Annotated in this window: 14 protein-coding genes; 9 read left to right on the forward strand and 5 right to left on the reverse strand. The window is 71.5% G+C overall.

What is annotated here, in order from left to right; genetic code table 11:
- Positions 1-19: 19 nt before the first annotated feature.
- Both R2D22_RS31480 and R2D22_RS31485 read right to left on the reverse strand, forming a co-directional pair.
- Positions 20-1,339, reverse strand: coding sequence for an MFS transporter (locus tag R2D22_RS31480; protein WP_318108343.1), 1,320 nt, complete (start codon positions 1,337-1,339; stop codon positions 20-22).
- Between the two features lie 84 nt (positions 1,340-1,423).
- Positions 1,424-2,512: a DUF8017 domain-containing protein gene (locus R2D22_RS31485; protein WP_318108346.1), complete on the reverse strand. Its 1,089-nt coding sequence runs from the start codon at positions 2,510-2,512 to the stop codon at positions 1,424-1,426.
- Between the two features lie 82 nt (positions 2,513-2,594).
- Between R2D22_RS31485 and R2D22_RS31490 the strand changes: the two genes are divergently transcribed.
- The 3 genes from R2D22_RS31490 to R2D22_RS31500 all read left to right on the forward strand — a co-directional run bounded on the left by R2D22_RS31490 (position 2,595) and on the right by R2D22_RS31500 (position 6,385).
- Complete coding sequence (locus tag R2D22_RS31490; protein ID WP_318108347.1) at positions 2,595-3,047, forward strand: DUF4442 domain-containing protein; 453 nt, start codon at positions 2,595-2,597, stop codon at positions 3,045-3,047.
- 141 nt (positions 3,048-3,188) lie between these two features.
- Positions 3,189-5,666 (forward strand): beta-glucosidase family protein, encoded by a 2,478-nt coding sequence (locus R2D22_RS31495; RefSeq protein ID WP_318108348.1) that lies wholly within the window; start codon positions 3,189-3,191, stop codon positions 5,664-5,666.
- A gap of 62 nt (positions 5,667-5,728) precedes the next feature.
- Positions 5,729-6,385 carry a DedA family protein gene (locus tag R2D22_RS31500; RefSeq protein ID WP_318108350.1) on the forward strand — a complete coding sequence of 219 codons (657 nt, stop codon included), beginning with the start codon at positions 5,729-5,731 and terminating at the stop codon, positions 6,383-6,385.
- A 76-nt stretch (positions 6,386-6,461) separates the two neighbouring features.
- Here R2D22_RS31500 and R2D22_RS31505 read toward each other — a convergent pair whose 3' ends face one another.
- Positions 6,462-6,995 (reverse strand): gamma carbonic anhydrase family protein, encoded by a 534-nt coding sequence (locus R2D22_RS31505; protein ID WP_318108351.1) that lies wholly within the window; start codon positions 6,993-6,995, stop codon positions 6,462-6,464.
- A 117-nt stretch (positions 6,996-7,112) separates the two neighbouring features.
- Between R2D22_RS31505 and R2D22_RS31510 the strand changes: the two genes are divergently transcribed.
- Positions 7,113-7,856, forward strand: coding sequence for an acyltransferase (locus R2D22_RS31510; protein WP_318108353.1), 744 nt, complete (start codon positions 7,113-7,115; stop codon positions 7,854-7,856).
- Positions 7,857-7,879: 23 nt separating this feature from the next.
- On the opposite strand, the gene R2D22_RS31515 is transcribed toward R2D22_RS31510, so the two are convergent.
- Entirely contained in the window at positions 7,880-8,746 is an 867-nt protein-coding gene (locus tag R2D22_RS31515) for a DMT family transporter (protein ID WP_318110103.1), read from the reverse strand.
- Positions 8,747-8,838: 92 nt separating this feature from the next.
- Between R2D22_RS31515 and R2D22_RS31520 the strand changes: the two genes are divergently transcribed.
- The 4 genes from R2D22_RS31520 to R2D22_RS31535 all read left to right on the forward strand — a co-directional run bounded on the left by R2D22_RS31520 (position 8,839) and on the right by R2D22_RS31535 (position 16,075).
- The gene (locus R2D22_RS31520) at positions 8,839-9,411 is read left to right on the forward strand and encodes a helix-turn-helix domain-containing protein (protein WP_318108354.1); all 573 of its coding nucleotides are present in this window, start codon (positions 8,839-8,841) and stop codon (positions 9,409-9,411) included.
- A 43-nt stretch (positions 9,412-9,454) separates the two neighbouring features.
- On the forward strand, positions 9,455-10,018 hold the full coding sequence (locus tag R2D22_RS31525; RefSeq protein ID WP_318108356.1) for a YbaK/EbsC family protein: 564 nt from the start codon (positions 9,455-9,457) through the stop codon (positions 10,016-10,018).
- 110 nt (positions 10,019-10,128) lie between these two features.
- Positions 10,129-14,499: a tetratricopeptide repeat protein gene (locus R2D22_RS31530; protein WP_318108357.1), complete on the forward strand. Its 4,371-nt coding sequence runs from the start codon at positions 10,129-10,131 to the stop codon at positions 14,497-14,499.
- Positions 14,500-14,503: 4 nt separating this feature from the next.
- Positions 14,504-16,075: an ATP-binding protein gene (locus R2D22_RS31535; RefSeq protein ID WP_318108358.1), complete on the forward strand. Its 1,572-nt coding sequence runs from the start codon at positions 14,504-14,506 to the stop codon at positions 16,073-16,075.
- A gap of 18 nt (positions 16,076-16,093) precedes the next feature.
- Here R2D22_RS31535 and R2D22_RS31540 read toward each other — a convergent pair whose 3' ends face one another.
- Positions 16,094-16,516 carry a CoA-binding protein gene (locus R2D22_RS31540; RefSeq protein WP_318108359.1) on the reverse strand — a complete coding sequence of 141 codons (423 nt, stop codon included), beginning with the start codon at positions 16,514-16,516 and terminating at the stop codon, positions 16,094-16,096.
- A 151-nt stretch (positions 16,517-16,667) separates the two neighbouring features.
- On the opposite strand from R2D22_RS31540, the gene R2D22_RS31545 reads away from it, so the two are divergent.
- A complete protein-coding gene (locus tag R2D22_RS31545) occupies positions 16,668-17,294 on the forward strand; it encodes a YigZ family protein (RefSeq protein WP_318108360.1) in 627 nt (208 codons plus the stop codon).
- Positions 17,295-17,320: the final 26 nt, after the last annotated feature.

Here is a 17,320-nt window from a genome sequence, read left to right on the forward strand (position 1 = left end):
GAGGCCGACCCCGCGCCGCTCAGCTCCGCTCGGCCAGTTCCACGGACGATTCGGACCCCGCGCCCCCCGCGCCCGCCACCTGCTTCGAGTCGCCACGGCGGGTCAGATTGCGTACGTCCGGCACCAGCAGGACCAGCGCCGTCACCAGCACGATCAGCCCCGCCCCGCCCCACAGCGCGTTGCTGCGGCCGAGCAGGCTCTCCGCCGGGCCCGCCAGGGCCGTCGACACCGGCAGCATGGCCGTGGAGCCGAACCAGTCGTACGCGGAGACCCGGGACAGCTTCTCCTCCGGGATCTCCTGGTGCAGCGTCGTCATCCAGGCCACCCCGAACACCTCGATGGCCACGCCGCTCACGAACATCGCCGCCGACAGGCCGACCACGTCCAGCGGTACGGCGAGCGCCGCCGACGGGAGCGCGATCGGGAAGACGCCCAGCGTGCCGACGAGCAGCATCCGGCGCGGCTTCCAGCGCATCATCAGCAGCGCGCCGGCCAGCGTGCCGACGCCGAACGCGGCCAGCGCCAGGCCCCAGGGGCGGGCGCCGCCCAGCTCGTCCCGGGCGACCAGCGGCCCGTACACCGACTCGGCCGCGCCGACCAGCGCGACCACGATGGAGAACTGGGCGACGATCGACCAGAGCCACGGGCGGCCGATGAACTCGTGCCAGCCCTCGCGCAGATCGGAGAGCAGCCCGCCGCCCGGCTCGCGCTCGGCGATGTGGCTGACGTCGAGGAAGGCCCGCAGTCCGCCCGCGACGGCGAACGCGGCCGCGTCGACGGCGAGCACCCAGCCGGGGCCGACGGCCGCGACCAGCACGCCGCCGAGCGCGGCGCCACCGAGCCCCGCGCCGTGCATGGACATCCGGAACAGCGCGAAGGCCCGGCCGACCTGCTCGCCGCTCACGCTGGACATCAGCATGCCCTCGGCGGCCGGGTTGAAGAACGCCTGGCCCGTGCCACACAGCGCGGTCAGGAGCATCATCTGCCAGATCTGCGGTTCGCCGAGCAGGACCAGCGCGGCGAAGACCGCCTGCGAGACGCAGTTGAGGGCGTTCGCGGCGACCATCACGCGGTGCCGGGGCACCCGGTCGGCGACCGCGCCGCCGATCAGCAGGAAGAGTACGAGGGGGACGATCCGGGCCGCCGCCACCAGGCCCACGTCGCCCGCGTCGCCGCCCGCGTCGAACACCGCCCAGGTCGTGGCGATCAGGGCGCCGTGGGTGCCCAGGTTGGTGACGATCGCGGCGGCGGTCAGCAGGGTGTAGTTGCGCCCGGCCCACTCGGGCGCCCGGCGGGGGCGTCCGGAGCGGGCAGGGGGTACGGCGGCGGGAGTACTCACTTCAGGGACTATTCCCGCCGACGCACCTGTCTGCCAAACCGATTACCGGCCGACCCTCTCACCGGCCGACGGTCGGGCCGGCCCTCACGTACCGGAGGACAGCCGGACCGTGCTCAGGATCTGCCGCATCAGCGAGTCCGGCACCTCGTCCTTGATGCCGGCGTTCGCGTACAGCACCCAGGTGGCGAAGTCGCCCTTCGCGTTCTTGAAGCTGAACGCGATCGACTTGCCGTCGGTGTCGCACTTGCCCTTCTTCGTCAGGCCGGTGGCCTTGGCGGTGGCGACGTGGCCGCTCAGACCGGACTTCGAGGTGTAGGCCTCGGCCGGGCTGATCTTGATGAGCTGCTTGACCTTGGCCTCGGGCTCGTCCTGCGCGAACGGGCCGAAGACCCAGGCGCCGGCCTCGTTGCGGACGTTTTCGGCGGTGTTGGTGGCGCCCTGGCCGCCGCGGGTGCCGGTGGCAGCGAGGTTGCTGTCCTCCATGTGCCCGTCCTTGTCGGAGTCCTCGCTGCACCACTTGGACTTGTACTCGGCCGGGGCGGACATGACGATGTACGCCGAGCCGTCGTCCTTCTTGTGGTCCTCGATGATCATCGAGACGCCGCTGCCGGCCACCTCCCAGCTCGCCGGCACGTCGAACAGCGTGCCGTGCCGCGGGTTGAAGACGGGCTTCCAGCCGGGGATCGTCGGCTTGGCCTCCTCACCCCCGCGCGGGTTGTCGATGCCGGACGTCGAAGGGGAGGGCGAGGCGGGCGCGCTCACCGGCGGCTTCGGGTCGCCGCCGGCCTTGTTGCCCTTGTCGTCGTCCTTCAGCACCAGGAAGCCGGTGACGCCGGCGGCCACGACCACGGCGAGGGCGGCGACGATCGCGATGATCGTCGTCTGCTTCTTCTGCCCGTCCGGGCCGCCCGGCTGCGGCCCGCTCGGCACCGCGTACTGCGGCACCGTCGGCTGCTGGTACGGGTTCGGCTGGCCGTACCCCTGCTGCGGCGGCTGCCCCGGCTGGCCGGGCTGCTGCCCCGGCGGCGGGTAGCCCGGCTGCTGGTAGCCGGGCTGCTGCACCGTCGGCTGCTGGTACGGGTTCGGCTGCCCGTATCCCGGCTGCTGGTACGGGTTCTGGTTCTGGTCCTGCGGGTTCTGCTCGCCCCCGGGCGGCTGCTGTCCTGGCCACATGGCCAGTAACCATAGAGGGGGCGCGGGCCGGGTGGGGTACGGGGATGGCCAAGGCGTACTACTCGTGGGTAACATCGCGGCCATGAGCGCAGACCAGATGTCCGTCGGCGAGATGCTCGCCGCCACGGTCCCGATGGCCAGGACCCTCGACCTGGAGTTCCTGGAGACCACCGCCGAGCGCGCCGTCGTGCGCCTGCCGGACAATGCCGACTACCACAACCACGTCGGCGGCCCGCACGCCGGCGCGATGTTCACGCTGGCCGAGTCCGCCAGCGGCGCGATCGTCCTGGCCGCCTTCGGCGCCCAGCTGACCCGCGCCGTGCCGCTCGCTGTCAAGGCCGAGATCGGCTACAAGAAGCTCGCCATGGGCGTCGTGACCGCCACCGCCACCCTCGGCCGCCCCGCCGCCGAGGTCGTCGCCGAACTCGACGCGGGCACCCGCCCCGAGTTCCCCGTCCACATCGCCATCACCCGCGAGGACGGCGCCGTCACCGGCGAGATGACGGTCGTCTGGACCCTCCGCCCCAACAGCTGACGGTTCGTCCCGCGTGCCGCCGCCCCCGCACCCCGAATGGGTGGGGGGGCGGTCGTGCTGAGGGGGTGGCGGCAGCGAAATGGGCGAAATGTCGCGCATAGTGCGCTGTGACCCGTCCGTGCTGCGCGAAGGAGCCACTCGATGACCGAGGACGTATCCGAGGAGAGGGCCGTCCTGCGCGGCGTCACGCGGCGGAGTGCGCTCGGGCTGCTCGGGGCGGCGGTGGCGCTGGCGGCCACCATGGCGCCCGCCCTGCCCGCCAGAGCGCGGGGCCGGCGGCGGCTCGACGAACTGCTCGAACAGCTCACGCTCGACGAGAAGATCTCGCTGCTGCACGGCGCCCGCGACCCGAACGGCCTCGGACAGGCCGGATACGTGCCCGGCGTCCCGCGCCTCGGTATCCCCGAACTCCGGCTCGCCGACGGGCCGGCCGGGGTCCGGGTACGGAAGACCGCAACCGCCCTGCCCGCGCCGGTGATGCTCGCCGCCGCCTTCGACCCCGGCCTCGCCCGCGCCTACGGCCGGGTCATCGGCCGCGAGGGCCGCGCGCTCGGCCAGGACGTGCTGCTCTCCCCGATGGTCAACCTGATCCGCACCCCGTACGCGGGCCGGAACTTCGAGACCTTCTCCGAGGACCCGCTGCTCTCCGCCGACCTCGTCGCCGAGGAGGTCCGCGGCATCCAGGCCGAGGGACTCGTCGCCACCGTCAAGCACTTCGCCCTCAACAACCAGGAGCGGGACCGGACTTCGGTCGACGCCCGGGCCTCCGAACGGACCCTGCACGAGACCGAGCTGCGCGGCTTCGAAGCTGCCGTCGCCGCCGGTACGGGCGCGGTCATGGCCGCGTACAACAAGGTCAACGGCGTCCACGCGAGCGAGAACGCGGCCCTGCTCTCCGGCGTGCTGCGCGACCGCTGGGGCTTCGACGGCTGGGTGATGAGCGACTGGGACGCCACCCACAGCACCGCCCCCGCGCTCACCGCCGGCCTCGACATGGAGATGCCCGCCGGCGTCCGGTTCGGCGACCCCCTGAAGGCCGCCGTCGCGGACGGCAAGGTCCCCGAGGCCGCCGTCGACCGTGCCGTGCGCCGCGTCCTCGCCGTACGCGAACGCTTCGGCCTGCTCGGCGCGACCCCTGCCGAACGCCCTGCCCGGGACGCCGCTTCCGGGGCGAACCTCGCCCTGCGGGTCGCCACCGCCGGGGCGACCCTGCTGCGCAACGAGAACGGCGCGCTGCCACTGTCCGCCCCCGCCGCCCGCTCCCTCGCGGTCGTCGGCCCCACCGGCGCCGTCCCCTTCGTCAGCGGCGGCGGCAGCGCGCACGTCGTCCCCGACGCGGCCGCCCGCCCGGTCGACGCCCTGCGCGCCCGGGCCGGGGCCGGCGCCGAGGTGACGTACGCGCTCGGCGAGGACCTCTACGGCAAACCGCTGCCCGCGCTGACCCCCGCCGCCTCCCTGGAGAACCGGACGGTGGCCGCCGGCGCGACCTGGAGCCACGAGGCCGTCTTCACCGTGCCCGAGGGCGACACCTGGACCTTCGTCGTCCACTACAGCGGCGAACGGCCGACGGTCTCCGTCGACGGCACCGAACTCTTCCCCGTCCGTCCGGGCGTCGCCGAGTACTTCACGGGCGGGCTGCTCGGCCGCGCGCCCGACGGCCTGCACGTCCGCCGCGCCGAGTTCCCGCTCACGGCGGGCGAGCACCGGCTGAAGGTGACCGCCCCGGGCGGGAAGGCGGGCCAGCGCTTCAGCCTCCGCGCGATCACCTCCGCCGGCCGCGCCGCCGACCTCGCCGAGGCGGTCTCGGCCGCCCGCGCCGCGCACACCGTCGTCCTCTTCGCGTACGAGGACGCCACCGAGGGCCGCGACCGCACCTCGCTCGCCCTGCCCGGGCACCAGCAGGCGCTGATCGAGGCGGTCACCGCCGTCAACCCGCGGACCGTCGTCGTCCTGAACACCTCGTCCGCGGTCACGATGCCCTGGCTGGAGCGGACCGCCGCCGTGCTGCAGATGTACTACCCGGGCCAGGAGGGCGCGGCGGCCACCACCGCCGTCCTGTTCGGCGACGCCGACCCCGGCGGCCGGCTCACCCAGACCTTCCCGGCGGCCGAGGGCCGGCACCCCACGGCCGGCGATCCGCACCGCTACCCCGGGAAGGACGGCACCGAGGAGTACTCCGAGGGCGTCCACGTCGGCCACCGCTGGTACGACGCCCAGGGCGTGGCGCCGCTCTTCCCGTTCGGCCACGGACTCTCGTACACCTCCTTCGCGTACAGCGGCCTGGTGGTCGTGCCGCGCGCCGGCGGCGGTCTCGACGTCACGTTCACCGTGCGGAACACCGGCACCCGCGCCGGTACGGAGGTCGCCCAGATCTACGCAGGACCTTCGCCCGACCTGGAGCTCGACCAGCCGGCGCGGTTCCTCGCCGGATACCGGCGGCTCGAGCTCGCGGCGGGGGAGCGGCGCCGGATCACCGTTCCGGTCGCCGCCCGCACCCTGTCGTCTTTCGACCCGGCGCGCGACGGCTGGGTGCTCGGCACGGGCGAGCGGACCCTCCAGGTCGGGGCCTCCTCGCGGGACGTCCGGCTGTCCGCGCGGGCCGAGGTGCGTTCCGGGTGACCGGGTAGGCTGCCACGGGGTGCGCGACGCGGCGCACGCCACGCCGAACGGGAGGAACCGCGTTGCACGTCCAGGAGTGGCTGGAGACGATCCCCGCGGTCGCCGTCTACGCACTGGTCGGGGTGGTGATCGGACTCGAGAGTCTGGGCATCCCGCTGCCGGGCGAGATCGTGCTGGTGAGCTCGGCGCTGCTGGCCTCGCAGCACGGGGAGATCGACCCGTACGTGCTCGGCGCCTGCGCCACGGCCGGCGCGATCATCGGCGACTCGATCGGCTACGCGATCGGCCGCAAGGGCGGCCGCCCGCTGCTCGCCTGGCTGGGCGGGAAGTTCCCCAAGCACTTCAGCGAGGCCAACATCGCGCTGGCGGAGCGTTCGTTCGAGAAGTGGGGCATGTGGGCCGTCTTCTTCGGCCGGTTCGTGGCGCTGCTGCGGATCTTCGCCGGGCCGCTGGCGGGCGTGCTGAAGATGCCGTACTGGAAGTTCCTGATCGCCAACGTCTTCGGCGGGATCCTCTGGGCCGGCGGCACCACCGCGGTCATCTACTCGGTCGGCATCGTTGCCGAGGCCTGGCTGAAGCGGTTCTCCTGGCTGGGCCTGGTCCTCGCGGTGCTGATCGGCCTCACCTCGATGCTGGTCCTGAAGAACCGGGCCAAGAAGGCGGTGCAGCGGGCGGAGAGCAAGCCGGCCGCGGAGACGGTCGCGGCGACCACGGACTGACACCGCTGACGCCGCACACGTACGGGAAAGGGCCCGGCACTCGCATCGAGTGCCGGGCCCTTCCGCGTACCCCGGGTCAGCCCTGTTCGTGCGCCTCGCGGTGGGCCTTCGCCAGGTGCAGGTACATCTCCGCGTTGAGCTTGATGCCCTCGCGCTCCTCGTCCGTCAGCTCCCGGCGGACCTTCGCCGGAACGCCCGCGACGAGCGAGCCCGGCGGCACGACCATGCCCTGCGGCACCAGGGCCTGCGCCGCGATCAGCGAGCCGGCGCCGATCACGGCGCCGTTCAGCACGGTCGCGCCCATGCCGACCAGCACGTCGTCCTCGATCGTGCAGCCGTGCACGGTCGCGTTGTGCCCGACCGTGACCCGCTCGCCGATCGTCACCGGGAAGCCCGGGTCGACATGGACCGTGCAGTTGTCCTGGATGTTGGAGTCCGCCCCGAGCACGATCGGGCCGCAGTCCGCGCGCAGCACGGCGTGGTACCAGACGTTCGAACCCGCGGCCATGGTCACGTCGCCGATCACCACGGACGTCGGCGCGGCGAACGCCGCCGGATCGACCTGCGGCTCCTTGCCGCCCACACCCATGATCAACGCCCGCTCCGTCATCGTCCGTTCCGCCTTCCTCGCTGTCGGTCGCGCCACGGGCACCCTACGAGATGCCCATGACGGACATCACAGCGCACCGCACTGATCAGCGAGGAAGCGGCCGACTACCGTGTCCGGGTGCCCAAGAACAGAAACACGTTCTCGTCCTTCACCGCCTGGCGGCGGCGCGTGGTCGCCCGCGCCCTGCAGGACGGTTGGCGGTGGATGCAGCAGGCGGGCGCCGTCTCGGCCGAGACGCCCGGGCGGTTGAGGTTCCGTCGGTTCGGCGCGGGCACCAGGCTGGCCTTCCCGCAGGGCACGGTCTTCGGCGAGCAGTGGATCGAACTCGGCGAGCACTGCATCATCGCCGAGCAGGTGACGCTCACCGCGGGCATGATGCCGGGCCTCGACCTCGGACCCGACCCCATCCTGACCCTCGGCAACGGCGTCGTCCTGGGCCGCGGCAGCCACGTCATCGCCGACACCCGGGTCACGATCGGCTCGGACACGTTCTGCGGGCCGTACGTCTACATCACCTCGACGAACCACAGTTACGACGATCCGCACGAGCCGGTCGGCCGTCAGTGGCCGCGCACCGACCCGGTGGAGATCGGACCGGGCTGCTGGCTCGGCACGGGAGCGGTGATCCTGCCGGGCGCGAAGCTCGGCCGGAACGTCGTGGTCGCGGCGGGCGCTGTCGTACGCGGCGAGGTGCCGGACCACGCGGTGGTGGCCGGGGCCCCGGCGAAGGTGGTCCGCAGCTGGGACCCGGAGCGCGGCTGGCAGCCTCCGCTGCGCACGCCCACGCCGCTGCCGATCCCTGACGGCATCACCCCGGAGCAGCTCGCCGCCTTGGCGGAGCTGGACCTCCAGGACGGCTGAGCGGCCGCGCCACCCCGAGCGCCTCAGCCCGTCGCCAGCAGAACCGTTCCCACCAGTGCGAGTCCCGCGCCGGCCGCCTGCACCGCGCGCAGTCGTTCCTTGAGCACCCCGCGTGCGGCGAGCGCCGTCACCACCGGGTACAGGTTGGCGAGCACGGCCGCCACGGTCACCGGACCCATCTGCGCGGCGATCGAGTACGTGCCGTTGGCGGCGACGTCGGCGAGGCCGACGAAGGCCAGCGCCGGCAGCGCGGCCGTGATCGCACGCAGGCCGCCCTCCTCGGGCAGCGCCCGGCCGCCGCGCCGGACGGACGCGTACAGGGCGCCGCCGCCGACCACCACGTTGGTCACCCGCTGCACGAAAAGGGCGAGGAAGAGGCCGGTGAGCGTGGTGGACGCCTCGGCGATCAGTGCCATCACCGAACCGAAGCCGAACGCCGCGATCAGCGTGTAGACGACGGCCTGCCGCTGCACGGGCGCGCCCCGCAGCTCGGGCCCGCCGGCCAGGAGAACGCCCACGATCGCGACGCCGATCCCGGCGAACTGGAGCACCCCCGGCCGGTCGCCGAGCAGCAGCCCGATCGACACCGGCACCAGGACGCCGAGCGAGCCGAGCGGCGAGACCACGCCCATGGGGCCGAGCGCGAGGGCCTTGTAGAAGCAGAGCATCGCCACGGGTCCGACCGCGCCGGCGGCGACCGCGTACCAGAGGCGCGGTCCGGCCTCGGTCCAGCCGCCGGTGGCGACCACGATGGCGCCGAGCACGACGACGGCGACCGTCTGGGAGACGACCACCACGGTCAGCGCGGGCATGCGGCGCGTGAGCAGCCCGCCGCCGAAGTCGGCCAGTCCCCACAGGAGACTGGTGGCCAGGGCGAACAGGGCTGTCATGGGATCCTCGCAGTACAGTGCGGTGAACATCGGGGTGCACTTCACGGTAGTGCAGTCTGTTGAACCCTGTCATCCAATATATTGGACGGATTGTGTCTGACCTCGATCAGCTCACGCAGTCGCTCGCCCGCAACGTCAAGCGGTGGCGCGGCGAACGCGGGTTCACGCTGGACGCCCTCGCCGCGCGCTCCGGAGTCAGCCGCGGCATGATCATCCAGATCGAGCAGGCGCGTACCAACCCCAGCGTCGGCACCACGGTGAAGCTGGCCGACGCGCTGGGCGTCTCCATCACCACGCTGCTCGACTACGAACAGGGGCCGCACGTCCGGCTGGTACCGCCGGAGCAGGCCGTCCGCATGTGGTCCACCGAGGCCGGCAGCCACTCCACCCTGCTCGTCGGGACGGAGGCCCGTGGCCCGCTGGAGCTGTGGACCTGGACCCTGATGTCCGGCGACGGCAGTCCCTCCGACCCGCACCCCGAGGGCACCACCGAACTCCTGCACGTGACCAGGGGAGAGCTCACCCTGGTCGTCGACGGCGAGCCGCACGTCGTGCCGGCCGGCACCTCGGCCGTGTTCGAGGCCCATGTGCCGCACGAGTACCGCAACGACGGCAGCGAGCCGGTCGAGCTGACCCTGGCCGTCTCGGTGCCGCCCGTACGCTGAGACGTCCGGTCGGGGACGGAACGGACGCTGTTAGCGTGCCGTCATGCGCGCACCGATCGGAAACTTCGACAACGCCGTTCCCGCCCCCGGCTGCCTGGACCGGCTGACGGAGCCCGTCGCCGCCGCCGTCCGCGCCTGGCAGGGCCCGGTCCCCGCCGAGCAGATCCTGTACGTGGACACCGACCCGGCCATCGCCGACACCGCGGTCTTCGTCGGGCACCACGGCTCGGAGCTCCTCGACCGGTCCGCGAACTGCGTGATCGTCGCGGGCAAGCGCGGCGAGACGACCACCCTGGCCGCGTGCGTGGTCCGCTCAGCGACCAAGGTCGACGTCAACGGAGTCGTCCGCAAGCACCTCGGCTCCCGCAAGGTGCGGTTCGCCGACATGGACACCGCCGTCGGCGACAGCGGCATGGAGTACGGCGGCATCACCCCGATCGGGCTCCCGGCCGCCTGGCCTGTCCTCGTCGACGCGGCCGTCGTCGACACCGAGTGGGTCCTCGTCGGCAGCGGCCGCCGCCGCGGCAAGCTCATCCTCCCCGGCAAGGCCTTCGCCCAACTGCCCGGCGCGGTCGTCCTGGAGGGCCTCGGCGTCGGCGCCGGCTGACCGCCAACGCTTTCAACCGGCGCGGTTCGAGAGACGGTTGACGTGGACCATCCGTGACGAAGGTCTGCCTCGGGTGAGTTCCTCGGATATCGTGCAGTGTGGATTCAGGCATGATCCAGCAGTACTTCCCGGTGGGTACGGACGTGATCGTCCACCTTGGTGCTGGGCGTCGGGTGCAGGGCCGGCTCAAGGCGATCGATAACGACAGCCTGGTGCTGGCGGCCGACACGGGTCCGGCGCTGTTGAGCACCTCCGCGGTCGAGATGATCGAGATCGCCAGCGCACCGGCGCCTTTGACGCTGTCCGGGGCGTGGGAGGTCCTGGACGGTGAATTTCGGTCGGACTCAGTCGAGTTGACGTTCACCTCGCCGTCCTTCCGGCTCGATGAGGCCGTACCTCTGTCGTACGGCGTCACCAATGACGTTCAGCAGGCCCTCAATCGGGCCAGGAACCGGATCGAGTCGGCGCGGCTCGCTCGGGACGGGGGCAAGGTCGGCCTCGCGGTACGCGATCTCGCCCAGGCGGGGCTCACCCTCGACTACCCACCCGCGCTGCATCTGGCCGCGCTCCTCCTGCTGGAGTGGAAGGAGAGCGAGGCGACGCGCAGCAAGGCAAGGGAATGGCTGGAGGAGGCCGCCCACCTCGGCGGCCGCTACGCCTGGGACCTGGCTGTGCTGCGAGCCCGCAGCGGGCAGGCCTCCGATGCTCTGCAGGCGCTCGGCGACGCTTTGCACGACTCGCCCGCGCACGACGGCGACGACGTGTTGCTCCGGGCTTTCGTCGATCTTGCTCTGCGCACCGGGGGCGACGACGAGGCGGCCCGTGGCCTGTCCGGCGCCGTGGCGGCAGAGGCCGGTCCGCGTCTGGTCGCGACCCGTGCAGCACTGCACCTCGTCCGGCGTCTCTTCCCCGAGCGGGCAGCTCCTCTCGAACCGCTCCTCTCCCGCGCGGCGCCGACGTCCGGCGACCTGTGCCGCGTCCTGGACGCGCTGAGTCCAGGCGTCCTGGAGCGGATCGGACTGTCGGCCCGGGACGGCGACGACACGAGTGCCGGGGCGGAGGTCGGCGCCCCACCGTTCCCCGCCGAGCGGCCCCCGGCTGCTGTCGTGGCGCCGCGCCTGCCCGGCGTCGGCGCCGCGAAGCCCGGTCCGACGGCTGTTCCCAAGGCTCCCGCCACCCTGGCCGGCCCAGACCCCCAGCGTCAACTGCAGGCGGCTCAGCGCCAGTTCCAGCGGGGATACCTCGACAACGCCCTGCGCATCGCGCGGACCGCACTCGACCTCTTCCCCAGCCACCAGGGACTCCTGGACGTCGTGGTCATGGCGGAACGGGAACTCGCGGCGCGGGCCGCGGACCGGCCGTTGCCCAGCCGGCCGGAGCGACCCCGGCGGGCCCGTGGCCGCGATTCCCTGTACGCCAGGGCGCACCACGCCGACACCCGTGAGAAGGACTGGGAGAAGGCCGAGGCGCTCTATCGGCAAGCCCTGGAGGAGGACCCGGGAAACGAGCGCGCCCGCCGCTCCCTCGCCTGGGGTCTGCACCGAAGCGAGCGCAGCGACGAGGCTCTGGAGCTCCTCCGCGCCCCGGACGCCCTGGTGCAGGAGAACCTTCAGCACCAGAACATGATCATCACGATCCTGAGCGATCGGCAGCGCTGGGCCGAAGCAGCCCCGTTGCTCGAAGAACTGCTCGGCGGCGCCCACAGCAACCAGACCCGCACCGGGCTCCTGAAGAGGCTCATCGTCCTCTACCGTCGGCTGGGCGACGTCGAGCGCGCCAACGGAGCCGCTCAGCGCCTGCTTCAACACGGGCCGCATAACCCCGAGTTCCGCTCCATCGCCGACGAGGTCGCCAAGGCCGACCGCACCGGCGTGTGGGACAAGCTGGACGAACTCGTCGCCAAGAGCGAATGGCACCCCGAGCAGGCGGACTCCGTCAGCAGCATCGTGCAGATGCACATCGATCGCTGCGAGTACGCGGGGGTCAGCGCCGTACGGATCCAGGAGGGCTCCCTCAGCGAGCAAGACGTCCAGGAGCTGGTGAAGCTCATCGAACGCCTCGGCCCCTCCAGGCCCGCCGACCGCGCCGCGTACAACCTCTCCGCCGCCCGCATCCTCCGGGATCTCAACCAGACCTCCGACGACCGCTTCCGGCGCTCGCTGCGCGGCTTCGGCGCAGCCATGGGCGACCTGTGCACCGCCGAACGCAAGCCGCCGGACGTGATCCGCGCCTACTACACCGAGGCGGTCTCGCTCGGCGGCTGGGACGACATGGGTGAGCTGAAGGTCAAGCAGTTCGTGACCTCCTATCTCGCCCCGGACTGGCAGCAGCCCGAGACCCGCCCTTCCTTCGAGCTCTGCATGAGCTGGGTCCTGGGGGACAAGAGCCGTCACGAGCCCCTGGCGATGGGGCTGGTCGGACTGCTCTCGGTCAGCTCGGAACGAGTCCGGCGCGAGATCATCTCGCGGACCTACCGGGACACCCGGATCCGCGAAGTCCTCGTCCGTGAACTGCGGGCCTACCTCCAGGTCTCCGACTCCTCCACGACGCAGAACGCCTACAACGAGCTGTGGGACGAGGCGTTCCGCCATCATGTGCGGCTCCTCGACGCCCAGCGCAACACCCTCCAGCCTCTGCTCAACCGCAACGAACCGCTCGGCACTCTGACGAAGGACCAGCAGGCCCTGGAAGGGGCCGCCGATGTGGCGTACACGACCCCTCTGGACCGCGACCGGTTCATCAAAGCGGCCGGCATCCTGGCCGAACTGCGCGGCTACCTGGAGCAGCCCTCCTACCTGGAGCAGGAGCGGCTGGAATCTCGCATCGGCGCCACGATCCGCGAGCTGGTCAGCACCATCGAGCGGCTGCCCACCCGGATCAGCCTGGAATTCCTGGTCCCGCTGCTCGACAACCTGGAATTGGCATTGGCCGCCCACTTCCGGGACGTCCAGCGTGCCGCCGAACCCACCGATCTGGACGTCGAACCCGTTCTCTCCGCGTACACGCCGAACGCGGCCTCGCTGATCCATGTGCAGCTCAGTGTCACCAATCTGCCCAGGAGGTCCCCGGCCGTCGACGTCCGGCTGCGGGTCCTGGACAACGACGACTACGAGCCGTTGGACGCGGCGATCCCGGTCGCGCACAGCCTGCGTGACGAGCAGACCGAGACGTGCACGGTGCCGCTGGTGCTGACGCCCAGGGCCATCCGCGAGCAGGTCGCGACCCTGCGGTACTGCCTGGAGTTCACGCTCCGCTCGGACCGGCGGCTCACCACCGAGCCCGGCGCCCTCTCCCTGCCCCTCAGCGACGCCCCCGACTGGGAGCCCATCCAGGACCCGTTCGCGGAGGGCGCGCCCGTCCAGGACGAGAAGATGTTCTTCGGACGCGACCCGCTCATCGAGCGTCTCGCCGACACGCTCCGCGGGGCCGACGCCAAGTGCGTCGTGATCTACGGCCAGAAGCGCGTCGGCAAGTCTTCGGTGCTGCACCACCTCCAGAACGCCCTGGAACCGCCGTTGCTGGCCGCGAAGCTGAGTCTGCTGGACATCGCCACGGACCTCAGTCACGCCAGCCTGCTCTACCGGATCGCCAGCGCCTTCTATCACCGTCTGGAGGACCTGGAGGACGCGGGATACCCGCCGCTCGATCTGGACCGGCCGGTGCTCCGGGAGTTCACCGACAGCGGCTCCCCGCATCTGCACTTCGACGACTACCTCAACGGCATCCAGCGGCGCATGCGGCTCAGCGAGGCTCATGGCGACTGGCGGATGGTGCTGCTTCTCGACGAGTTCACGGTGCTCTACTCGGCGATCGAGCGGGGTTCGCTGCCCAGGGAGTTCATGAAGTCCTGGAAGGCGATGCTGGAGAGCCGTATGTTCTCCAGCGTCGTCGTCGGGAACGACCTGATGCCCCGTTTCCTCAAAGCGTTTCCGAACGAGTTCCAGGTGGCCCGGCAGGAGCCCGTCTCGTACCTGGACGAGAACTCCGCGAAGGCGTTGATCACCGAGCCGATCGCCCTCGCGGACGGTGGGAACCGGTTCCGTGGAGACTCCGTCCAGCGGATCATCGAACTGACGGCCCGCAGCCCGTACTACATCCAGCTCCTCTGCAGTCGTCTGGTGCAGCGTATGAACGCGGAGCGTCAGCCACTGATCGGTCCCGCGGACGTCGACGCTGTGGCCGTGTCGCTCATCAGCGGCGAGCGAGCCCTGCTCCAGGAGCAGTTCGACAACCTGCTGACCCCCGGAGACGCCGACGTCAGCGACATGCGCGACGGCGTCGTCCTCGCCGTGCTCAAGCGTGGTCTCTCCGGGCACCGCAGGAACCTGTACATCGACGGGCGCAAGTCGAGAGAACTGTCCGAAGGGAATCGGGTGTTGGAAGACCTGGTGCGCCGTGACGTGATCGAATGGGAGTCGGCGGACCGGTACCGGATCAAGGTCGGTCTCTTCGCCGAGTGGCTCTGGTACCGGAGGGCGTGACGCGATGACCGAGGCAGACAACCGGACAGAGGCCGGCGGCGCGCACGTGCCGCGGCAGGGGAGTGTCCCCACCGTCCGCGACAACCCCTTCGCCACTGTCGGACACCCGGTGCACGGGGCCGCCCACGTGGGCCGGGCCGACCAGATCCGCGTGCTGCGCCAGAGGGTCCTGGACCAGCCGACCGCCGGAGCCACGGCCATCATCGGGCCGCCGCGGATCGGTAAGTCCAGCCTGGCGTACCACCTCTTCATGCGCCCCGAAGTTCTGGCGGAGTACCCCCGGCTGATCCCGGTGTGGATGAACGTCCGGACCGGGGGCGGGATCGACCAGGTCGTGCGCCGGCTCGTCGAGGACGTGTGGGAGGCCCTGGGCGAGCGTGCGCCCGAGCAGGACCGCCGGATCACCGCCGCGTACGAACGCGCCGTGGCCCCGGGGATGCGGTGGGTCGAGGCCCAGACCGAGACGCAGGAGTTCCTGAGGCTGGTCCGCAGACGGGGCTGGCGCGTCGTACTGATCATGGACGAGTTCGACGCCGCCCGCGAAGTCTTTCGTTCGCAGCCGGGGACGTTCCAGGCGCTGCGCGAATTCGCCTACAACCTGGACTGGAACATCGGTCTGGTCACCACCTCCCGTAGGGAGCTCCGGGAGATCGTCGACATGGCGGATCCGGATGAGTCCACCTTCGCGGGGATCTTCCGGTCTGTGTTCCTCACCTGCTTCGACGAGACCGATCTGACGGAGCTGGTACGGCGCGTCGACGGCGTGGATCCGGACGATCTCGTGCGGACGACGCAACGCCTCGCGGAACTCAGCGGAGGACACCCGTATCTGGCCAGTGTGCTCCTGGACCGGGTCTGCTCCGCCGACGCGGCGCCCCAGCCGTTGGTTCAGGCCCTCGACCGCCATGTCGAGCCGCTGCCGGCCGAGTTCTCCTACTACTACCGGGACCTCACGGGTCTGCTGGATGCCGACGGCCGACTCCGTGCCCTGCTGGAGGTGGTCCTCGGGCCGCAGCTCGTGGTCACGCCCGACGACGCCCAGGTGCTGCTCCAGCAGGGACTCATCGTGGTCCGGGACGGCACCTACCGGGCCTTCTCCCAGGACTTCCAGGAGTACCTCACCCTCATCGGTCGGCAGCTCGGTCACTGGGACCAGTGGATGGCCGTCGAGGGGCGGGTCCGTGAGCTCGTCGAAGCCGGGTTCACCGAGCGGTACGGCGAGGAATGGCCGGACGAACTCAGGGCCAAACGTCCCAAGCTCGCCGCCACCCTCGACAAGTGCGAGGAGCTCCGGGCCAGGGAGCTACGGGCCTACGGCGCGCGGGCCTCGACCCGGCTCCTCGATTTCACCTATCCGCGTGACCTGTTCGACCTGATGGCCTCGCACCGGGACATCTTCGGCAAGTTGATCGGCAAGGACAAGGCGTACTGGAGCGAACGCTTCTCGCTGCTCGCCAAGGTACGCAATCCCATGGTTCACAACCGGATGTCCGTGGTGACGCCGGTCGAGCAGCGGATGTTCGGGGTGTACTGCGAGGAACTCATGGACCTCCTCGACCGGCTGGCCGACGGCTGAGCGGGAAGTCCCGCCGGCTCAGCCCAGCCGGGGGATCTCGATCGCGGGGCAGCGGTCCATGACCATGTCGAGCCCGGCCTCACGCGTCCGCGCGTACGCCGCCTCGTCGACCACGCCGAGCTGGAACCACACCGCCTTCGCTCCTACGGCCACCGCCTCGTCCGCGACGGCGCCGGCCAGCTCACTGTTCACGAAGACGTCGACCACGTCGACCGGGAAGGGGATGTCGGCGAGCGAGGCGTAGCCCTGCTCGCCGTGCACGGTCTCCGCCTTCGGGTGGACGGGGACGACCCGCTTCCCGAAACGCTGCAGGACCGCGGCCACTCCAAACGCGGCGCGCGCCTGGTTCGACGACAGGCCCACGACGGCCCACGTGTCGCCCGTGGCAGTAAGGATCTTCCTCACGGTGTCCGACTCGGTGATCGCGGTCTCGACGCTCATGCGCTGCCTCCTGTGGCTCGTCACTCGTGCAGAACATGTCGCGGCCCCCGGTGATTCCCGGGCCTCGTCCGCCAGTCTCCCCGGCGGACCGGGACCCTGCCCGCCGGGAACCGGGGACGGCGGGGCCGCGGCGGGCGCATAGGGTGGCGGGATGCAGGAGCAGTACCGCACGGTGGCCCGCGAGGGCGTGCACGAGTCCGAGATCAACCGTTCGCGTTTCCTCTGCGCGCTCGCGCCCGCCGCGACCGAGCAGGAGGCGCAGGACTTCGTCGCACGCATCCGCAAGGAGCACCCCACCGCCACACACAACTGCTTCGCGTACGTCATCGGCGCCGACGCGAGCGTCCAGAAGGCCAGCGACGACGGCGAGCCCGGCGGCACCGCGGGCGTCCCGATGCTGCAGATGCTGATGCGCCGCGAGATGCGGTACGTCGTGGCCGTCGTCACTCGCTACTACGGCGGCGTGAAGCTGGGCGCGGGCGGACTGATCCGGGCGTACGGCGGTGTCGTCGGCGAGGCCCTGGACGCGCTCGGCACGATCACCCGGCAGCGCTTCCGGCTCGCCACCGTCACCGTCGACCATCAGCGGGCGGGCAAGCTCGAGAACGACCTGCGGGCCACCGGGCGGGCGGTGCGCGACGTGCGGTACGCGGCCGCAGTGACGATCGAGATCGGGCTGCCGGACGCGGACGTGGAGTCCTTCCGCGGCTGGCTCGCCGACGCGACCGCCGGCACGGCGACGCTGGAGCTCGGCGGCGAGGCGTACGGCGATGCGTGACGCGCTGCGCGGCGTGGCGGGCGAGG

Source organism: Streptomyces sp. HUAS YS2, assembly GCF_033343995.1.
GTDB lineage: Bacteria > Actinomycetota > Actinomycetes > Streptomycetales > Streptomycetaceae > Streptomyces > Streptomyces solicathayae.

Excerpts from the sequence above, each read along its gene's own strand:
- R2D22_RS31485 (WP_318108346.1), bottom strand. The coding sequence starts at position 2,512 with ATGTGGCCAGGACAGCAGCCGCCCGGGGGCGAGCAGAACCCGCAGGAC.
- R2D22_RS31490 (WP_318108347.1), top strand. The coding sequence starts at position 2,595 with ATGAGCGCAGACCAGATGTCCGTCGGCGAGATGCTCGCCGCCACGGTC.
- R2D22_RS31495 (WP_318108348.1), top strand. The coding sequence starts at position 3,189 with ATGACCGAGGACGTATCCGAGGAGAGGGCCGTCCTGCGCGGCGTCACG.
- R2D22_RS31505 (WP_318108351.1), bottom strand. The coding sequence starts at position 6,995 with ATGACGGAGCGGGCGTTGATCATGGGTGTGGGCGGCAAGGAGCCGCAG.
- R2D22_RS31515 (WP_318110103.1), bottom strand. The coding sequence starts at position 8,746 with ATGACAGCCCTGTTCGCCCTGGCCACCAGTCTCCTGTGGGGACTGGCC.
- R2D22_RS31525 (WP_318108356.1), top strand. The coding sequence starts at position 9,455 with ATGCGCGCACCGATCGGAAACTTCGACAACGCCGTTCCCGCCCCCGGC.
- R2D22_RS31530 (WP_318108357.1), top strand. The coding sequence starts at position 10,129 with ATGATCCAGCAGTACTTCCCGGTGGGTACGGACGTGATCGTCCACCTT.
- R2D22_RS31535 (WP_318108358.1), top strand. The coding sequence starts at position 14,504 with ATGACCGAGGCAGACAACCGGACAGAGGCCGGCGGCGCGCACGTGCCG.
- R2D22_RS31540 (WP_318108359.1), bottom strand. The coding sequence starts at position 16,516 with ATGAGCGTCGAGACCGCGATCACCGAGTCGGACACCGTGAGGAAGATC.
- R2D22_RS31545 (WP_318108360.1), top strand. The coding sequence starts at position 16,668 with ATGCAGGAGCAGTACCGCACGGTGGCCCGCGAGGGCGTGCACGAGTCC.